Annotated in this window: 12 protein-coding genes; 3 read left to right on the top strand and 9 right to left on the bottom strand. The window is 58.7% G+C overall.

The annotated features are described in order from the left end of the window. Positions 1-51: 51 nt before the first annotated feature. The 5 genes from BMZ66_RS13900 to BMZ66_RS13880 form a co-directional block, all read right to left on the bottom strand. Positions 52-774: a pirin family protein gene (locus BMZ66_RS13900; protein WP_092674331.1), complete on the bottom strand. Its 723-nt coding sequence runs from the start codon at positions 772-774 to the stop codon at positions 52-54. A gap of 210 nt (positions 775-984) precedes the next feature. Beyond that, the gene (locus BMZ66_RS13895) at positions 985-1,818 is read right to left on the bottom strand and encodes a LexA family transcriptional regulator (RefSeq protein WP_092674328.1); all 834 of its coding nucleotides are present in this window, start codon (positions 1,816-1,818) and stop codon (positions 985-987) included. A gap of 297 nt (positions 1,819-2,115) precedes the next feature. Beyond that, positions 2,116-2,799: a hypothetical protein gene (locus BMZ66_RS13890; protein WP_092674325.1), complete on the bottom strand. Its 684-nt coding sequence runs from the start codon at positions 2,797-2,799 to the stop codon at positions 2,116-2,118. 1 nt (position 2,800) lies between these two features. Then, positions 2,801-5,527 (bottom strand): DNA helicase RecQ, encoded by a 2,727-nt coding sequence (gene recQ / locus BMZ66_RS13885; protein WP_092674322.1) that lies wholly within the window; start codon positions 5,525-5,527, stop codon positions 2,801-2,803. Between the two features lie 104 nt (positions 5,528-5,631). Continuing rightward, positions 5,632-6,852 carry a THUMP domain-containing class I SAM-dependent RNA methyltransferase gene (locus BMZ66_RS13880; protein ID WP_092674319.1) on the bottom strand — a complete coding sequence of 407 codons (1,221 nt, stop codon included), beginning with the start codon at positions 6,850-6,852 and terminating at the stop codon, positions 5,632-5,634. A 173-nt stretch (positions 6,853-7,025) separates the two neighbouring features. Between BMZ66_RS13880 and BMZ66_RS13875 the strand changes: the two genes are divergently transcribed. Then, positions 7,026-8,441, top strand: a complete 1,416-nt coding sequence (locus BMZ66_RS13875) for a sugar MFS transporter (RefSeq protein WP_092674315.1) — start codon at positions 7,026-7,028, stop codon at positions 8,439-8,441. Positions 8,442-8,624: 183 nt separating this feature from the next. Here BMZ66_RS13875 and BMZ66_RS13870 read toward each other — a convergent pair whose 3' ends face one another. Continuing rightward, positions 8,625-9,170 (bottom strand): RNA 2'-phosphotransferase, encoded by a 546-nt coding sequence (locus tag BMZ66_RS13870; RefSeq protein ID WP_092674879.1) that lies wholly within the window; start codon positions 9,168-9,170, stop codon positions 8,625-8,627. Positions 9,171-9,239: 69 nt separating this feature from the next. On the opposite strand from BMZ66_RS13870, the gene murB reads away from it, so the two are divergent. Together murB and BMZ66_RS13860 are read left to right on the top strand one after the other, a co-directional pair. Then, on the top strand, positions 9,240-10,295 hold the full coding sequence (gene murB, locus BMZ66_RS13865; protein WP_369407596.1) for a UDP-N-acetylmuramate dehydrogenase: 1,056 nt from the start codon (positions 9,240-9,242) through the stop codon (positions 10,293-10,295). A 121-nt stretch (positions 10,296-10,416) separates the two neighbouring features. Further along, positions 10,417-11,418 (top strand): hypothetical protein, encoded by a 1,002-nt coding sequence (locus BMZ66_RS13860; protein ID WP_092674311.1) that lies wholly within the window; start codon positions 10,417-10,419, stop codon positions 11,416-11,418. Positions 11,419-11,955: 537 nt separating this feature from the next. Here the strand turns inward: BMZ66_RS13860 and BMZ66_RS13855 are convergent. The 3 genes from BMZ66_RS13855 to BMZ66_RS13845 form a co-directional block, all read right to left on the bottom strand. Then, the gene (locus tag BMZ66_RS13855) at positions 11,956-12,558 is read right to left on the bottom strand and encodes a CDP-alcohol phosphatidyltransferase family protein (protein ID WP_092674307.1); all 603 of its coding nucleotides are present in this window, start codon (positions 12,556-12,558) and stop codon (positions 11,956-11,958) included. Between the two features lie 33 nt (positions 12,559-12,591). Continuing rightward, entirely contained in the window at positions 12,592-13,029 is a 438-nt protein-coding gene (gene yiaA, locus BMZ66_RS13850; RefSeq protein WP_092674303.1) for an inner membrane protein YiaA, read from the bottom strand. A gap of 352 nt (positions 13,030-13,381) precedes the next feature. Beyond that, positions 13,382-16,237 carry a right-handed parallel beta-helix repeat-containing protein gene (locus BMZ66_RS13845; protein WP_177204725.1) on the bottom strand — a complete coding sequence of 952 codons (2,856 nt, stop codon included), beginning with the start codon at positions 16,235-16,237 and terminating at the stop codon, positions 13,382-13,384. Between the last annotated feature and the right edge of the window lie 340 nt (positions 16,238-16,577).

Genomic DNA, 16,577 nt, shown 5'->3' with positions numbered 1-16,577 from the left:
GCGAACTACAAAGTTCGCGCTACTTAGCTGTTTCCGCGGTTGGCAACCGCCCTAGTAGTTGGCTTCCGATGCGGGCAAGTCAATCAGGATAAACTGCGAATCCTTGGCGGCGCGAATGTGCACCACGTCGTCATTTGTCATGCGGGCCTGGTCGTTGGGGCCAAGCTCTGTGCCGTTGACGAAAATGACGCCTTCTTTCACGTAAATGAAGGTGAGCCGGATGGGAAAGGTCCTGAACGAGATTTCATTGTCCTCGTTGAGGTTCGACCAGTAAACCGTGCTGTTGGAATTCATGTACACCACGTCTTCCAGCACTTTCTGGCCGGTCACGAGCGGCACCAATTCGTTTTTGTTGCCGCTGGTAAAGCCCAGGTCTTTTTGTTCGTAGCTGGGGGCCAACCCTTTCTGACCGGGCATAAACCAAAGCTGATACAGGTGCAAAGGCTTGTCCTGCCGGTTGAATTCGGAGTGGGCCATGCCGGTGCCGGCTGTCATGCGTTGCACTTCCCCTTCTTTGATGGTCGTTTTGTTGCCCATCGTGTCTTGGTGCGTGACTTCGCCTTCGAGCACCAGCGTCACAATTTCCATTTCCGAGTGCGGGTGCTGCGGAAAGCCGGACTGGGGCGCTACGTTGTCGTCATTGAAGACCCGCAACGGGCCAAAGTGCATGTTGTCGCTGTCAAAGTAATCGGCAAACGAAAACAGGAAGTAGCTGCTGAGCCAAGCGGCTGGGGCGGCGTGGTGGCGGTCGGCGGCGGAAATGTATTTGAGCATAGAGCGAAAGCAAAAAGGTGGTCGTGCTTCGCATACGCGGTTGCGCCTCCCTTAGTTAATGACCCCAAACGACGAAGCCCTCCCGATGCTGCGGAAGGGCTTCGCTGTTAGAGGCAATACAGACAGGTGGATGCTTCGAAACTGTTACAGAGTGCCGGGCAAATTAGGCCAACCTCTGGTTCGCGGCGAGCCGCAAAACCCGCAGTCTTGCTACGCTTTCTTCAGCAAGGCTACTTGCTGCTGCAAGTCGAGCACGAGGCTGGCCACGCGCTCCAGCGACAGCTCAGCGATGGGGAACGTGCTGCTGATGTAGCTTTTAGCTTCCCATATTTCCACCACGTCGTCGACGTTGATGTCGTAAGGCGAGAACTGAGGGTTGTCGGAGTGCAGCACGAACATGGCACCCGAGCGCAGCTTGTTGAACACGCGCTTGAACACGATGCCTTCCTTGCTGCTCACCACCACGCACGGCGTACCGTCCTTGATGGTGGCCCAGTCCTCGACGTAGCGACCCACGATGACCGTGCCGCTTGCTATGGGCAGCATGGAATCACCGGCAATTTCGAAGGCGCGGTAGGTGCCGGTTTGCGAGAGCATGGGCAGCCGGAACTTGGGCAGCACCTCCAGGTACTCGGGGTCAGCGTAGCCGTTGAGGTAGCCGGCCGCAGCTTTTTGTGGCACCAGCTCAATGTTTTCGTTCTGGTCCTTGTCCACGGTCAGGGCCAGGATGCGGAGCTTGCCGCCGGCGGGCGTCGTGGGTGGGTCGGTGTCGTCGTCGGTATCGGTGCCTGCAGCAGCGGGCTCCTGGGCGCGCATGGCACCAATGGCTTTGGCGTTCTTGCGCTTGCTAAAGTCGGTGGTAACGAGCTGGTCGAGCGTGATGCCGAACAGCCGGGCCATGTTGACGAGGGTGGCGAGGCGGGGCTCGGCGCGGCCTTCTTCGTAGGCGCCGACCAGGGAGCGTTTGATGCCGAGCTTGTCGGCCATCTGGGCCTGCGTGAGGGCTAGCTCGCGCCGGCAAAACTTGAGGTTGGTATTAATCATCGGAGGAGGCAGCAGCCGGGAATGGCGTTGGTTTCAACGCGGATTCGGCTGGTGAAGTTAGCAACGCAAGCGCGAAGTTACTAATTCACTTAGCTAATATTTTTCTGCCCACCACTTTAGCGTTGAGGTATTTGCTGAGAGGCTCCTATTTTCATGTTTTGAGGCCAATCATGCTGCGTTAGATACCCCTATCTGGGAATAAGCGGCTACTTAGACTAAGGGACTAGCTAAGCTCGTGAAGTTGCAATAACGAGTTCTAAAACAGCAAAGAAGAGGTGATGCATCGCTTACGATGGTCTAATACTCAAGATTCCAGCCGGCATTGGGGTGACTAAATCTCACAGACGTGAGCTTATCGTTTTTGAAGTCGTAAATATGCTTGATGTCATCAACACAGTAGTCAAATACAACGGTTTTGTATCTGTGCTGTAATGCTAACGGAAAGACTTTAAAAAATTGATTATAGAAGTCACCAGTACTCATTCCTATTCTGACACCATTGGTAAAAATCACGCTACTGTCATTAATCTCACCCTTCATAATGTTGCTTTGAACAAGCTCTTCTGGGTCAGTTGCAAAGTATAATAGTAACCTGTTATTTCCCTTGCTAAGCGTCACAAATGGAAATGTTCTGTTATCCTCTTTTATGTATTTGGTTTTCATAGAAAACCCTTTCAATAAGCTAGACTGCAATTGCGACTGGGTTTCAGTCGGTCCAAACGGCTCTATTAAGTATTTCTGACAAGCAACCAACTGAAGGGTATCCTCTCCCGCCTTTAGAAGTGTATTAAAATCAAACAAACTATCAGGTGTCACCCAATGGGTTTCAATCTGAAAAGAAGCAGAAGTGTCAATAGGCATCTCTGCTTCTTTTAGTTGCATTGGGGTTTTGTTAATAGCGACCTTATCTGCCGGTTTGCTTTCTGAACATGAAGAAGCGACCACAAAGATTATTAACGTAATCAACGAAACGGCTTTCATTCTACTGCCCCCGCAACCGCTTGTGATACAGCGCCGCCATTCGCAGCTGGAAGTAATCGTACTTCTCGCGCAGGTGGTCGAAAAGGTCACGCAAGGTGGGGTCGCCGCCGAGTTGAGCGCGGGCGGTGAAGATTTCTGCCAGTTCTACATCAGTGCAAAAGTCATGAATGCGCAGCTCGCGGCCCTTGGCGTAGGCATTGTAGAGGTGCGTTTTCACGGTGCTCAGGGCTAGGCCGCGGCGCTCGGAGATATCCTCCGGAGTCAGGCCCATCTGGTGAAAATGGATGGTCGCGTCTTCCGAGTCACTCACGGGCTTGTCGGCAACAGGAGCCTTATTGGCCGCGGCGGCAAGGCGCGGGCGCGGTTCGTTGAACATATTATCGGAATCGGAAGGCACGTACTGGCCGCCGCCGTGCTCGAGAATCAGCTTGATAAACGCCTCGCCGTAGGTCTCGAACTTCTTCATGCCCACACCCGAAATGCCCAGCATGCCCACGCGGCTCACGGGGCGCTCGGCCGCCATTTCCTGCAGCGTGGCATCGGAGAACACCACGTAGGGCGGCACGCCTTGCTCGTCGGCAATGGCCTTGCGCAGCTTGCGGAGCTTGTCGAACAGCTGCGCTTCGGGGGTGCCGATGGTGGCCGTGGTGGCCGCGGCTTTCTTGCTGGCGCGGGTGGATTTTTCGGCTTTCTCGGCGGGCTGGAATTTCTTGAGCGGCAGGGCGAGTTGGCCTTTGAGCACCTGATGGCCGCGCTCGGTGATTTTCAGGGCGTAGCCTTCCTCGTAGGCGATGTAGAACAGGCCGTCGTTCAGCATCTGGTGGATGTAGCTGTACCAATCGAGGTAGGGCAGGTCGTTACCGGCGCCGTAGGTCTTGATTTGGTCGTAGCCACCCTGAAGCACGGCCTGGTTGCGCATGCCGCGCAGGATGTCAATCAGCAGGTTGATGGCCACCCGCTCGCGGCTGCGGAACACGGCCGAGAGGGCTTTTTGGGCAATGAGGGTGCCGTCGAACGTGGTGGGCGGGTTGCGGCAAATGTCGCAGTTGCCGCAGTCTTCGCCCAGGGTTTCGGAGAAGTAGTTGAGCAGGATTTTGCGGCGGCAGGAAGCGGCTTCCGCAAATTGCTGCATACGCTCGAGCTTAGCGGTGTTGAGCTGGGCCTGGCGCGCGGGCACGTCCTTGGTCACCATCTCGCGCATCTGCATCACGTCGGCAAAGCTGTAGAACAGGATGGCTGTGGACGGCGCCCCATCGCGCCCGGCCCGGCCGATTTCCTGGTAGTAGCCCTCGATGTTTTTGGGCAAATTATAGTGCATCACCCAGCGCACGTTGCTCTTATCGATGCCCATGCCAAAGGCTATGGTAGCCACAATCACCTGGATATCATCCTGCAGGAAGGCCTCCTGAGCCTTGCCGCGCTGCAGCGGCGTGAGACCAGCGTGGTAGTGCGCGGCCTTGATGCCCTTGGCAATTAGCTTCTGCGAAATGGTCTCGCAGGTTTTGCGCGAGAGGCAGTAGATGATGCCGGGGTCCTGCGGGTGGCGGGTAATGTAGTCGAGCACCGAGCCCACCCGGTCCTGCCCAGGGCGCACGAGCATGTTGATGTTGGGCCGGTCGAAACTGGACAGGAACACCTTGGGCTCGTGCAGGTTGAGCTGGGTTTTGATGTCGCGCTGCGTGAGGCGGTCGGCCGTGGCTGTGAGGGCTATGATGGGCGTGCTGGGGAAGTGCGTCCGCAGCTGGCCCAGTTGGGTGTATTCGGGCCGAAAATCGTGGCCCCAGCTCGAAATACAGTGCGCCTCGTCGATGGCAAACAGGCTGATGTTAACCCGCGTCAGAAACTGTAAAAAGCCGTCGGAAAGCAGCTTCTCCGGCGAAACGTAGAGCAGCTTGAGGTAGCCACCCACGGCGGCGCGGGCAATGTCGTTGGCCTCGCTCTGGCCCACGCTGCTGTTGATGTAAGCCGCCGCAATACCGTTGGCTTTCAGGGCCTCTACCTGGTCCTTCATCAGGGCGATGAGGGGCGACACGACGATGCATGTTCCCTCCGACACCACCGCCGGAATCTGAAAGCAGACCGATTTGCCACCGCCCGTGGGCATGAGCACAACGGTGTCTTTACCAGCCAGAATGTGCTGGATGATTTCGCCCTGCATGGGGCGGAAGTTGTCGTAGCCGTAGTACCGTTTCAGAGCCTGGCGGGCGGCGGGCAGCAGGTCGGGTTTGGCGGTAGTAAGGGTTGTGGGCATGGTGTTCGGGGTAACCTCACCCCCCGGCCCCCTCTCCAAAAAAGAGGGGGAGCCAGACGGCTGTTCTGGATTTTCGGCTTTCAGATTTTGGGCGATGGTAGCTAGGACTTCGTCCAAGCTTCTTAGCACTTGCTGGTTGGTGAAACGCAGTTCGCGGTATCCTAATTCCTTTAGCGTGAAGGTACGGCCGGCGTCGTATTCGGCCTGCTCGGGAGTGGCATGAATTTCGCCATCGAGCTCAATGGTAATGCTGGCTGTTACGCAGATAAAATCAACAATGAAAAAGCCGATGGCGTGCTGGCGGCGAAACCTGGCGCCCAGTTTGAACCCGCGTAGTGCTTGCCATAATTCTTCCTCGGCCTTGGTGGACTGGCGACGGTTTTGGCGAGCATACTCTTTTAGTTGCTTGCGCCACGGGCGGACTTCAGTTGTGAAAACGAAGTTGGCGACGTCTTCAGGGCCGGCTGGGGTTTCCATGGTTGTAAGGTAATAAGGCGCGACTGGCTCACCTCACCCCCCGGCCCCCTCTCCCGCGGAGAGGGGGAGCCTGACGACTTCATAGGAATTTTAATTCTGTGTTTTCATTCCCCTCCATCTTCCGCGCCGCCGTAGCTCCCCCTCTCCGCGGGAGAGGGGGCCGGGGGGTGAGGTGAAGGCGCTCGCCGGCTCCCCCGATACAGCTCATACTTCAGCAGCCGGCAGTCAATCGGCCCATTAAACAGAGGCGTCCGCCTGGCCGCCTTCAGCCCAATGCGCTTGGCCGCTTCCAGATTACCGGTAAACACAAAGGCATCGTACCCCTGAAAGTTAGCCTTCAGCGCATCGCCAATGGTTTTGTAAAGCGCCTCCATCTCGGCCTCCTCGCCTATTCGCTCACCATATGGCGGGTTGGTGATGACGATGCCGGGCTCCTCTTTGGATGGGGCCACGGCGTCTTTCACGTCGCGCACCGAGAGACGGATGAAATCCTCCAGGCCCGCGGCAGTGATGTTGGCCGCGGCCATGTCGATGACTTTGGGGTCGAGGTCGGAGCCCGCTATGTAGGCTTGGGGCTCTTCCAAGCGCTGCGCCTTGGCTTCTTCGCGCACCTGGCTCCAAAGCTCGGGCTCGAAGTCGTACCAGTTTTCAAAGCCGAACTTGCCTTGGTGGAACAGGCCGGGCGCAATGCGCTGGGCCAGCAGGCCCGCCTCGGTGAGGATGGTGGCGGAGCCGCACATGGGGTCGATGAGAGGCTTTTTGCCGTCCCAGCCGGAGAGCATCACCAGGCCGGCGGCCAGCACTTCGTTGAGTGGGGCTTCGTTGGTGTGCTGGCGGTAGCCGCGGCGGTGCAGGGAGTCGCCGGCGGCGTCGAGGCTGAGGATGACTTCGTTTTCCGACATGCGCAGGTGCAGGCGGATGTCGGGGGTGCGGGTGTCTACGCTGGGCCGCTCGCCGGTGCGCTCCCGAAACTGGTCCACGATGGCGTCCTTGGTGAGCTGAGCCACGAAGAGCGAGTGCTCGAACGTGGAGCGGTTGACCACGGAGGTAATGGCGAAGGTTTGGCCGGGGCCGATGAAGTCCTGCCAATCAATGCGGCTTACTTCGCGGTACAAGGCCTTTTCATCGGCAGCGTAGAAGGCCGCGAACGGACGCAGCAGGCGCATAGAGAGGCGGCTCCACAGGGCCACTTCGTAGAGCAGGCGCTGGTCGCCGATGAACTCGACGGCGCGCGAGCCGATGTGCGTGATGTCAGCCCCGAGGCTGTAGAGCTCGTCGGCGAGCAATTCTTCCAGGCCGAACTGGGTGGTGGCGGTAAGGTGCATAAGTACAAAGGTCGGGGTAAAAACCTGTCATCCTTAATCTGGCGTCCGCTTGCGAAGGACCTAATCTCAGTTGCGGCATCTTATCATTGCGGCAATATCATTTTGGCGTGATAAGGTCCTTCGCAAGCTCAGGATGACAGTTGTGTACCTTTAGCATCCCAAAAACTCCCTGTATGGCCACCGCACCCATTAGCACTCCTTCATCCACCAGTACCACGGCGCCCGCCCGCTCCTACGCCGGGCCTATGGTGCTGATGACAACGCTGTTCTTCCTGTTCGGCGCCGTCACCAACTTCAACGACGTGCTCATGCCCTACCTCAAGGACGTGTGCCAGCTGACGGACTTGCAGTCCTCGGCCGTGCAGTCGGCGTTTTTTGGGGCGTACTTCCTGATGTCGCTACCCGCGGGCTGGGTGCTGAAGAAGCTGGGCTACCAACGCGGCATTGTGCTGGGCCTGCTGATAATGGCGGGCGGTGCGCTGCTGTTCGTGCCGGCTGCCGATTCGCGGGCTTTTGGGCTGTTTCTCACCGCGCTTAGCGTGCTGGGCGCCGGTATCACGCTGCTGCAGGTTGCCGCCAACCCCTACGTTTCGGTTCTGGGTTCGCCGCGCGGTGCGGCGGCGCGGGTAAGCATTGTGGGCGTGGCCAACAACTTCGGCGGCAGCCTTTCGCCGCTGGTGGGCGGCTTGATTTTGTTTGGCGGCTCGGTGGCCCTGAAGGCCCGGCTAGCCGCACTGCCGCTTTCCCAGCGGCTGAGCGAGGAATCGCAACTAGTTAAAGGCCCCTACATCGGACTGGCTGTATTTCTGGTGGTGCTGGCGGGCGTGTTCTTCTTCCTGGTGAAGCTACCGGAAATCGAGGGCATGCAAGACGATGAAAGCACGGAAGTGGCCACTGACGGCCGCCAGCAGCTGACTCATCGCGAAAGCGCCCTCGGGTTTCCGCACCTGGTGCTGGGCGTGGTGGCCATCTTTCTATATGTTGGGGTTGAAGTGGGCTTGGGCTCCTTTCTCATTCGCTACGGCGAGTCGCAGGGGATTCAGCAGCTTTCGGACTTTACCCAAAGCTTGGTGCGCGGCCTGAACGTGGCTACGAACTACGCGCTGGTGTTATTTGGCCAGGAGCCCTCTCCTATTGATACCACGGCGGGGTTCACCAAAGCGGTGGGCGCGGTGCTGGTGTCGTCGTACTGGTTTGGCTCGCTGGTGGGGCGCCTGGTGGGCATTCCGCTGCTCCTGAAATTTAATAACCGCGCCATGCTGGTGGTGGTATGCGCCACCGCCGCGGCCCTGGTGGGCGCGAGTATCCTCAACGTGGGCGAAACGGCCCTCTGGCTGGTGGTACTCTGCGGGTTGATGAACTCCATTATGTGGCCCGTCATTTTCCCGTTGGCCATCACTGGGCTCGGCCGCTTCACAAAGCAGGGTTCTTCTTATCTGATTGCGGGCATTGTAGGCGGGGCCATCGTCCCGCCGCTGATGGGCTGGCTGGCCACGCATGGCGGTGGGCTCCGGATAGCCTTTGTAGTGCCGGTGCTGTGCTATTTGTACCTGCTGTTCTACGCCTTGCGGGGTTACCGCGTGCGGTAGGCGCCTATCAGTAAGAACGTCTTTTGTAGAGACGTGACACTTGGCTACGCCGACCTTCGGTTCGCGTCTCGGCGTTGAACGGCACCCGAACGATAATGTGCTCAATGGCGCGGACGCCGAAACGCGAACCGAAGGTCGGCGTAGCCAAGTGTCACGTCTCTACAAAAGACGTTCTTACTGCAATTATAGCTCTTGCAGAAACTCTGGTGGCACCTGCTCCACCAACCACACGCCGTTGCCGGATTGGTAGAAAATCCCGCCGGCCTCGTGCAGCCTCAGGGCGGCCACGGTTAGGATAACGGGCTTGCCACGGCGGGCGCCCACGCGTTGGGCCGTTTCAATATCGGGCGAGAGGTGCACGTGGTGGCGCTTCATCTTCTGCAAGCCCTTACGGCGAATGGCCGGCAATGCCGCCGGGGCCGTGCCGTGGTAAAGCACCGCTGGAGGCGTAGTGGGCACCAGTTGCAAATCAACGGTCACGCTGTGGCCCTGCTGGGCACGAATGCGGGTGCCGGCTGCGTCGAAAGCAAAGCGCTGCTTGTCGCTGCCCGCCACCAATTCCACCAGTTGCTCGTGACTGATAGCCACGCCGTGCTTCTCGCAAGCGGCCAACAGCTCCGCTACGCCCACCCAGCCGCCTTCCTGCAGCACCAAACCAATAGCCTGGGGCGAGTGGCGCAGGTGCTTGCTCAGAAACTTGCTCAAGCGGATAGATTTGTTATGGTCCATGGCGGCAAATGTTGGGGCAAAAAGCATGTCGGAGCAACGGGGCCGCAGCCTCGCTCCTACCTTTACGGCATGATGCCTCTGCTCGAACAACACGTTTCCCTCCGCCCCTACAACACTTTCGGCCTCGACGTGCAGGCCCGCTACTTCGCCCGCTTCACCTCGGCCGATGAGCTGCGCCAGCTCCTGCAGCTGCCCGAGCTGCAAGGCGTCGAGAAGCTGATTCTGGGCGGCGGCTCCAACCTGCTGTTCACCCAGGATTTCAACGGCGTGGTGCTCAAAAATGAAATCCGCGGACTGGAAATCATCAGCGAAGACGGCGACACCAACACCGCCCTGGTGCGGGCCGGCGCAGGCGAAAGCTGGCACGGCCTCGTGGAATACACCCTCGACCAAAACCTAAGCGGCATCGAAAACCTCTCGCTCATCCCCGGCACCGTGGGCGCGGCACCGCTCCAGAACATCGGGGCCTACGGGGCCGAGCTGCGCGACACCTTCGAACACCTCGAAGCCCTAAGCCTCGCCAGCGGCGAGGTACGCCTGTTCAATGCAGCCGAATGCGGCTTTGGCTACCGCGAGAGTGTGTTCAAAAACACGCTCAAAAACCAGTTTGTGGTGACAGCAGTGGTGCTGCGCCTGCACCGCAAGGCCCACCCTTCCGGGTACGAGCCCAACGTGCGCTACGGCGCCATCACCGAAACACTGGCCGAGCTGGGCATCGAAGGCGAACCCACGCCGCACGACGTCAGCCGGGCCGTGGTGCACATCCGCCGCTCCAAGCTGCCCGACCCCGCGCAAGTGGGCAATGCTGGCTCCTTTTTCAAGAACCCAGAGGTCTCCCAAGCCAAGTTCGACCAACTCAAAAGCGAAAATCCTGAGATACCCGGCTACCCCGTGCCCGGCGGCGTGAAGGTGCCTGCGGCTTGGCTCATTGAGCGGGCTGGCTGGAAAGGCCTGCGCCGCGGCCCCGGCGAAGGCACCCACGGCGTGCACGACCGCCAGGCCCTGGTGCTGGTGCACCACGGCGGTGCTTCCGGCAACGACCTGCGCCAGCTGGCCGAAGAAATAATTACCTCTGTCCGCCAGCAGTTCGGTATTGAGCTTCACCCAGAAGTTAATATTTTGTGATTGGATAGCACTTTGGATTAACCTCCTCTGTAAAACCGGAATCAACCGATGATAAAGGATTTATACCCAAATTTGCACGGGTATTTCTTTTGTCCGTCTGCTTTTTCTACAATTTACGACGATGACCAAAATGCTGTTATTAGCTGGCTGGCTGCTGAGCCTGTCAACTACCATTTGTGCCAGCGGTCCCTCCCAAACGGCGGCCCCAGCGGTGCTCACTGTAAAAGCCGCGCGGGCTCAGGGGGCGGGCAGTACCGTTACGGTGCGGGCCGTGGTGCTGAACGGCGCCGAGATGGGCAACATCCGCTACATCCAAGACGCGGAGGCGGGGCTGGCCCTCTACGCCCAGCCTACTAAACTACCCGGCTACGGCGAGCTCCGAGCCGGCGACAGCATTCAGGTAACCGGCCAACTCAAAGCCTACAACGGCTTGCTGGAAATGGACCCCATTACTTCGTTGCAAAAACTGGCCACCGGCCAGCGCCTGCACGCGGTGCAGGTGCCCGTGGAGCAGGCCACGGCGGCCTTCGCCGAAGAAAATGAAAGCCGCCTGCTGGAAATAAAAGGCGTGAGCCACCTGGCCAACACGGCCGGCAACCCCGCCACCCGGCTTGCCGCCAATGCCAACTACCTACTCGATGGCCAGCCCGGCGCGCTGCTGCGCGTGGGAGCAGCCAGCACCGGCCCCAACGGGCTCGTAGACACCACGCCTCCCACTGGCGAAACGTTCGATGTGCGCGGCGTAATGAGTCAGTTTGCCCCCGGCGGCTCCGGCGGCTACCAGCTGCTGCCCCGCCTAGCCACCGACCTTGTAACGGGCAATGGCTCGCCCCGCCTCACCGAAGAGCCGGTGGCAGCAGACATCACCCCAACCGGCTTTACCATCTCCTACTCCACGCTGAACCCCGGTGACACCCGTATTCGCTACGGCCTAAACCCAAAGGAGCTTAAAGAAATCAAGACCGACGCGGCCCTCACCACGCGTCATAGCCTCACCCTGACTGGCTTGCTCTCCGGCACTACTTATTATGTAGAGGTAAGCTCGCGCAATGCGGCCGGCACCGACACTGCGGCGCCCGTGCCGGTGAGTACCAGCGGTGCCCGCGCCAACGCCAAAAACTAAGGCTGCTCCCCCCCAGGAACACTACCTCGTGCAAGCCAACAATTGCTGCTTGGGTCAGCAGTTTCAAGCTTTGCTTGATTTCGGCCCCAGCTTTCCCGCAATAGCTTTTCATCCGCGGCAAAAGCACAGGACTGTAATGCTCAGCCGCTAAGAACCTGCGCTCCTGACTGCTGGGAACCATTCAGTCCACCAACTTTGACCAGCACGTGTTCGCGATGCACTCCGATGTGGGGTGCGCCTTGGTCGAACAGGGCCTTGCCGCTCAAAGCCAGAGCGTCACCGCCTGATAGCTGCCGCTAACCACTCGCACCTGTACAGTAACTCTGCCTGATGCCTGAGGCCGCGTAGAGTTGAGCGTGCACCCATCCCTACACTAGCACCAACCTTATAGTTGACGCCACTTCGCTGTCCTCGAGCCTGCACTTAGCACCGGTGACCATATTCGAAACCAAGCAGGTAAGCTGTGTAGCGGCATATTAACCGGATGCACGTTTTACATAAATCAGCGAATTATGCACAGAGATTCGTCCTTTGGGCCTACCCATTGAACAACTTGTACCGCCTGATGGGCTTGTTTTGCCGGAGCAGGCCGGCGTGGTACACCGTTGGTACGTCGTTGGCCCATTGCTTCAGCAACACGAGAATGGCCACGATTTCCAGCCGGCTCAGCACGCCCACGTAGAAGGAAGCCTCAAACAAAAGCCGCGATTCGCAGAAGGTGATTATCTGGATGAGGGCGGCGAATGACACCAGCACCCACGCCTTGGCAGCCCACGAATGGGTGGCGACTTCCTTGCGGAATTTGAGCAAGCTGACGGCATACGTCAGGCCTTCCAGGGCCAGCAGCGCCCATAGTTTCGCGGCGTTTTGGGCGAAGAAAGCTGGGCACGCCAGGTAGGTAGCGGCCAGCACCATTACCCAAAAGGCCTGGTCGATGGTGGAATCGAGCCGGCGTAGCTTTTCGGTGGAAATGCCAAGCTGGCGGGCGATGATGCCATCGAACACATCGGTCAGCAGGCCCAGCGTAATCAGGACGACGGCCAGGGCGGCAAAGTGCGGCACGTGCCACCAGGCCAAGGCAACCAGCAGCGCCCCAATGAGTAGCCGGGAATAGATGAGCGTTAGCGGGAGGTGCTTCACGGCCGGGCAGGTTTATTGTTGACGGCTGCTGGCTTAGTGGCTGGCCTGCTCGGGCTGGCGGCTCTGCAGGTTGTCGCGCGTGTTTTTCTGCACCGCAATGGCCGCGAACAAACTCAGGACGAACGACATGGCGTAGAAGCCTTTTTCGCTCCGAGTGAGCGTGGCATTCCACAAGCCCACGGTGAGCAGGGCCACCGTCAGGAGCACCGAAACCCAGCTGATGCCATAGTAGAGGTTGGTAACCGGGATGCCTTCGAGGCGGTCGCGCACGCTTTTCTGCACCGAAATGGCGGCAAACAGGCCGTACAGCAGCACGGTGAAGTAGTAGCCTTTCTCATTCAGCGCCATTTCGGCGTTCCAAAGGCCAATATTGTAAGCGGCAAAGCCCACGAGCATGGCGGCCCAGGAAGTACCAATGAAGGCAGGAGAGGTTTGGTGAGCAACGGGCTGGCTGGTAATGTGCGGGTTCATAACGTGAAAAAATGGAGGTTGGGAGGTTGAGCTTCCGGGCAGCAACTGCTACCCTGCTGAAGTTGAGCAAACCTACCAAGGGCCCCCTATCCCGCACTAGCCAACATTTAGCATCATCAGACTTTTCAAATCATGGGCAGCCTAGCTTTCACAGACAAAAAATACCCTAAAAAAGAAAGCCCGAGCCTAAAAAGACCCGGGCTTCTCTACGAATTATTGGATATTTCAAAAACTACTTCTCAGCGCTAAAACGGGAATTTAGCCCGGTTCTAATTCGAGAAAACATTAAGCTCACGCTGCATTCGCTGCAATACTCCTTACACGGAGTGAGTGGTTACTTTGAGCGCGGCAGCTACGGGCGCTCCACGCTGATGCGCTGGGAATAAGGCTGCTTTCCGCCGTTAATTTGAAGCAGGTAGAGGCCCGGCTTGAGGGCACTGGTGTTGAGGCTGAACTGGTTGTTGCCGGGAAACACCGACTGCTTGTGCCGCAGCTGCACCCGGGCCGATTGCAGGTTTGAAAGCTGCACCTCCACCACCTGATTTTCGGCACTGGGGTAGCTCACCTGCAGCTCGTTCTGCACCGGATTTGGCCAGCTTTGGGGTTCGGCCCGCACTTCAGCAGCATTGCTTGCGGGCGAGGTTACAGCTGAGGTGCTCTTGCTCGCGGTAGCGGCTTGGCTTACGAGCGTCACCTCGTCGAACAACAGCCATTGCCCCGCTGCTGCGTTTGAGTACAAGGCAATCTCGCAGCTGCCGTTGGTCACGTTGATATCCTTTAGCTCGACCTGCTGCCAGGCGCCGGCCACGCCGCCCGCAGTGGCTGGCAAGCGCGCCGATACCTGCCCGCTCCCGAAATTCTTGGCCAAGAGCATGGCGTGGGTTTGCCCGCCGCTGCTTTTGGTCCAGGCCCGTAGGGTGTAGTAGCCGTTGGCAAGCCCTTTCACCACTTGGTAGGTGTACACTTCGTAGGGGCGGTCCTTGCGGTGCGCGCCGTGGTAAGTGCCCGCGTAGGCGCCGCCGGTGGTTTCGGTTAAGTCGGCGTCGGCATCGGTGCCCGCACTGCCAGCCCACGTATACCACGAGGCCGGCGCTTGCACGGGCCCCTTATCGGCTTCAAACCCAGGGTTGAGGGCCAGGTTAGGCTGCGATGGCGCCGGAACAGGCGTAGGTGTTGGAGTCGGCGTTGGGGTCGGAATGGCGCCAAATGGAACGAGGCTGGCGCCGGGGATGGGCTCTTGGCGGGTGCCGTTGGGCAGGCGCCAGGCCACGGCCAGGTAGCCCGGGCCCCAGCTCTGCTTGTGCAGGGCCTCGACGTAGTAGCGCGTGCCGGCCGTGAGCTGGATGGTCGCGGACTGCTGGCTGGCCATGCGCGTGAAGTCGCGGTTGCCGCTAGTCCAGCCCGCGCACGAGGCGATGCGCACCTTCTTGGCCGGGTCGGCGTCGGTGCTCAGGAAGAGCTCGGCCGCGTCGTCGCCCACCACCCAGAAGGTGTAAGCCCCCGATACCGGCGCGCAGACATAACCGCGGGTTCGTGCGCCGTAGTTGTAAAGAGTTTGGGCGGGGGCTTCGAAACTGTTGATGGCCGAAGTGCTGCTCGGCGCGCTGCCGGTGGGGATGCTGCTCACCGTTGAACCCGACACGTTGTTCCAGACCTCGTACTGCAAGCTGCCCGTACCCGTGCAGCCCGTTGAGGTTGGGGTGGTGGTTGGCGTTTGGGTGGCGCTGCCGGCTTCTTGCGCTCCTATGTCAGTGCCGGTGCTGGTTGGCAGGGCTTTGCCGTAGAAATCCCGTGTGCCGGGGTCGATGTTGAAGGTGGCGCGCAGGTTTACGCCCTTGTCTACGACCGGCGAGGTAGCGGGCACCAGAAACGAAGTGAGCGACGGCAACCGGGCTGGGTCGGTGAGCTTCTGGTAATTGGCGGGGTCCTGGAAACCGGGATTGGCATTAATCCCCACCACAGTGCCGTTTAGCTTTTCCTGGCCGGTAGCATTGGCCCACTCCTGCAAGCTTTTGTAGCCGCCGACGTTGAAGCCTCCATTGGTGCTCCAATACGCATTGGCCTGATACAGTAAGCCGCTCGCCGTGGTCACCAGACTGCTAGAGTTAGGCCCCATGAAAATGTTGTTGCGCAGGTTGACGTTGACGGTCGGCCCCATCTGAGTTACGGCCGGATACGCTGAGCTGTAAAACACGTTGTTGTACACCTCGCAGTTTTGCAGGCCCTGGCTGCCATTGGCCCCGAGCAGCAGGCCGGGGCCGTAGTTGTTGGCGCTGATATTGAAGCGGAACACGTTGCCCGACCATTGCACGGACGACCCATACTCCCACGCCAAGAAGCCGTAGTTCTTGTTTTCGTAGGCGTAGTTGTACTGCACCACAGAATTGGTCACGCCACCGTCCAGGTCGAAGCCTCCGCCGTCGCCTTTGGGACTGGAGTTGTTGTGCGAGATGCAGTGCTGAATGGTTACCTGGTCGGCGTCGTGGCACCAGATGCCTACGGGCCCGTTGTTGTACACTTGCTGCATGTCGTAGCCGTTGTAGGCCGCTTCGGAGTACTCGATAACGATGCGCCGGCCCGACACCACAATGCCGTTGCCGCTGTGATTGGTGGTGATGGTGGGGTCGCCGGAGTTTCTGATGGCCCGGCAGTAGCCGATGTACACATCGGTAGCGCTATAGCCCGCAATGCCTGCGTAGCCGTTGTTGTGGGCAAACACGTTGGTCAGGCGCACGTTGCTGCTGTAGGCAAAATCAACGCCTGCGCGCTGGAAACCGCTGGCGTCTACTTGGTCAATAGTAATGCCGTTGGCGTTCGCCACCTGCACGCCCATCCCCTTCTCGTTGCCTGTTTTGCGGCCCAAGCCAATAAAATTCAGGTTAACGACCCGTATGCCGGTGGTGCCTCGCAAACTCAGGCCCGACCCAGCGCCGCCGTTAATGGTAGCCCGGCCGGTGCCGAACGAGCCGACGGTGACCGGATTGCTGGCCACACCGCCATCGGCGGCCGTGAGGTAAATCGTACCCGCAAAGGTTTGGCCTGCTTGAAAAAGCACCCGGTCGCCGGGGCCGAAGGTTTGGTTATTGACTTTTTCTATGGTCCGCCACGCGCTGCCCGCTGCCGTGCCAGCGTTGCTGTCGCTGCCACTCGTCGACACATAGTAGTCAGTTGCGAAAACCGGCTGGACCAATCCAGCAACGAAAAGCAAGAGAAGTATTTTAAGACGAAATGGCGACTGTCGAGCTCTTATCATATGTTGTGTTCAGGAGTTTCTAATCCACAAGCTTTGGCAAGCTCATCAGTGCAATATCAGGACAACCACTCGTTAATCATAATTAAGCCTATTGAATAACAGAAACTTACACATATGAGTAGTCATATTTAATAACAGTCAAAACAGCTGCATTTTAAGCGAATACAGAACCAGGCGTGAGTTTCAGCTTTTGAGCAAAATTCGATTAACCAAGTTTAAACTTATTTTTGTTCAATATGTTTATCACTGCTTTAATTATGCGCTGCAGATGGGTGAAGCACACCTATTAGCTGCT

The sequence above is a fragment of the Hymenobacter arizonensis genome (assembly GCF_900115775.1).
In the GTDB taxonomy this organism is placed as follows: domain Bacteria; phylum Bacteroidota; class Bacteroidia; order Cytophagales; family Hymenobacteraceae; genus Hymenobacter; species Hymenobacter arizonensis.
Note: the sequence above shows the minus strand (reverse complement) of the source record. Positions and strands in the feature narration are given on the sequence as shown.

What these genes read in the sequence shown, in the direction of transcription:
- BMZ66_RS13895 (WP_092674328.1), bottom strand. Translation starts at nt 1,818, where the DNA reads ATGATTAATACCAACCTCAAGTTTTGCCGGCGCGAGCTAGCCCTCACG.
- yiaA (WP_092674303.1), bottom strand. Translation starts at nt 13,029, where the DNA reads ATGAACCCGCACATTACCAGCCAGCCCGTTGCTCACCAAACCTCTCCT.
- BMZ66_RS13860 (WP_092674311.1), top strand. Translation starts at nt 10,417, where the DNA reads ATGACCAAAATGCTGTTATTAGCTGGCTGGCTGCTGAGCCTGTCAACT.
- BMZ66_RS13900 (WP_092674331.1), bottom strand. Translation starts at nt 774, where the DNA reads ATGCTCAAATACATTTCCGCCGCCGACCGCCACCACGCCGCCCCAGCC.
- BMZ66_RS13870 (WP_092674879.1), bottom strand. Translation starts at nt 9,170, where the DNA reads ATGGACCATAACAAATCTATCCGCTTGAGCAAGTTTCTGAGCAAGCAC.
- BMZ66_RS13875 (WP_092674315.1), top strand. Translation starts at nt 7,026, where the DNA reads ATGGCCACCGCACCCATTAGCACTCCTTCATCCACCAGTACCACGGCG.
- murB (WP_369407596.1), top strand. Translation starts at nt 9,240, where the DNA reads ATGATGCCTCTGCTCGAACAACACGTTTCCCTCCGCCCCTACAACACT.
- BMZ66_RS13890 (WP_092674325.1), bottom strand. Translation starts at nt 2,799, where the DNA reads ATGAAAGCCGTTTCGTTGATTACGTTAATAATCTTTGTGGTCGCTTCT.
- recQ (WP_092674322.1), bottom strand. Translation starts at nt 5,527, where the DNA reads ATGGAAACCCCAGCCGGCCCTGAAGACGTCGCCAACTTCGTTTTCACA.
- BMZ66_RS13880 (WP_092674319.1), bottom strand. Translation starts at nt 6,852, where the DNA reads ATGCACCTTACCGCCACCACCCAGTTCGGCCTGGAAGAATTGCTCGCC.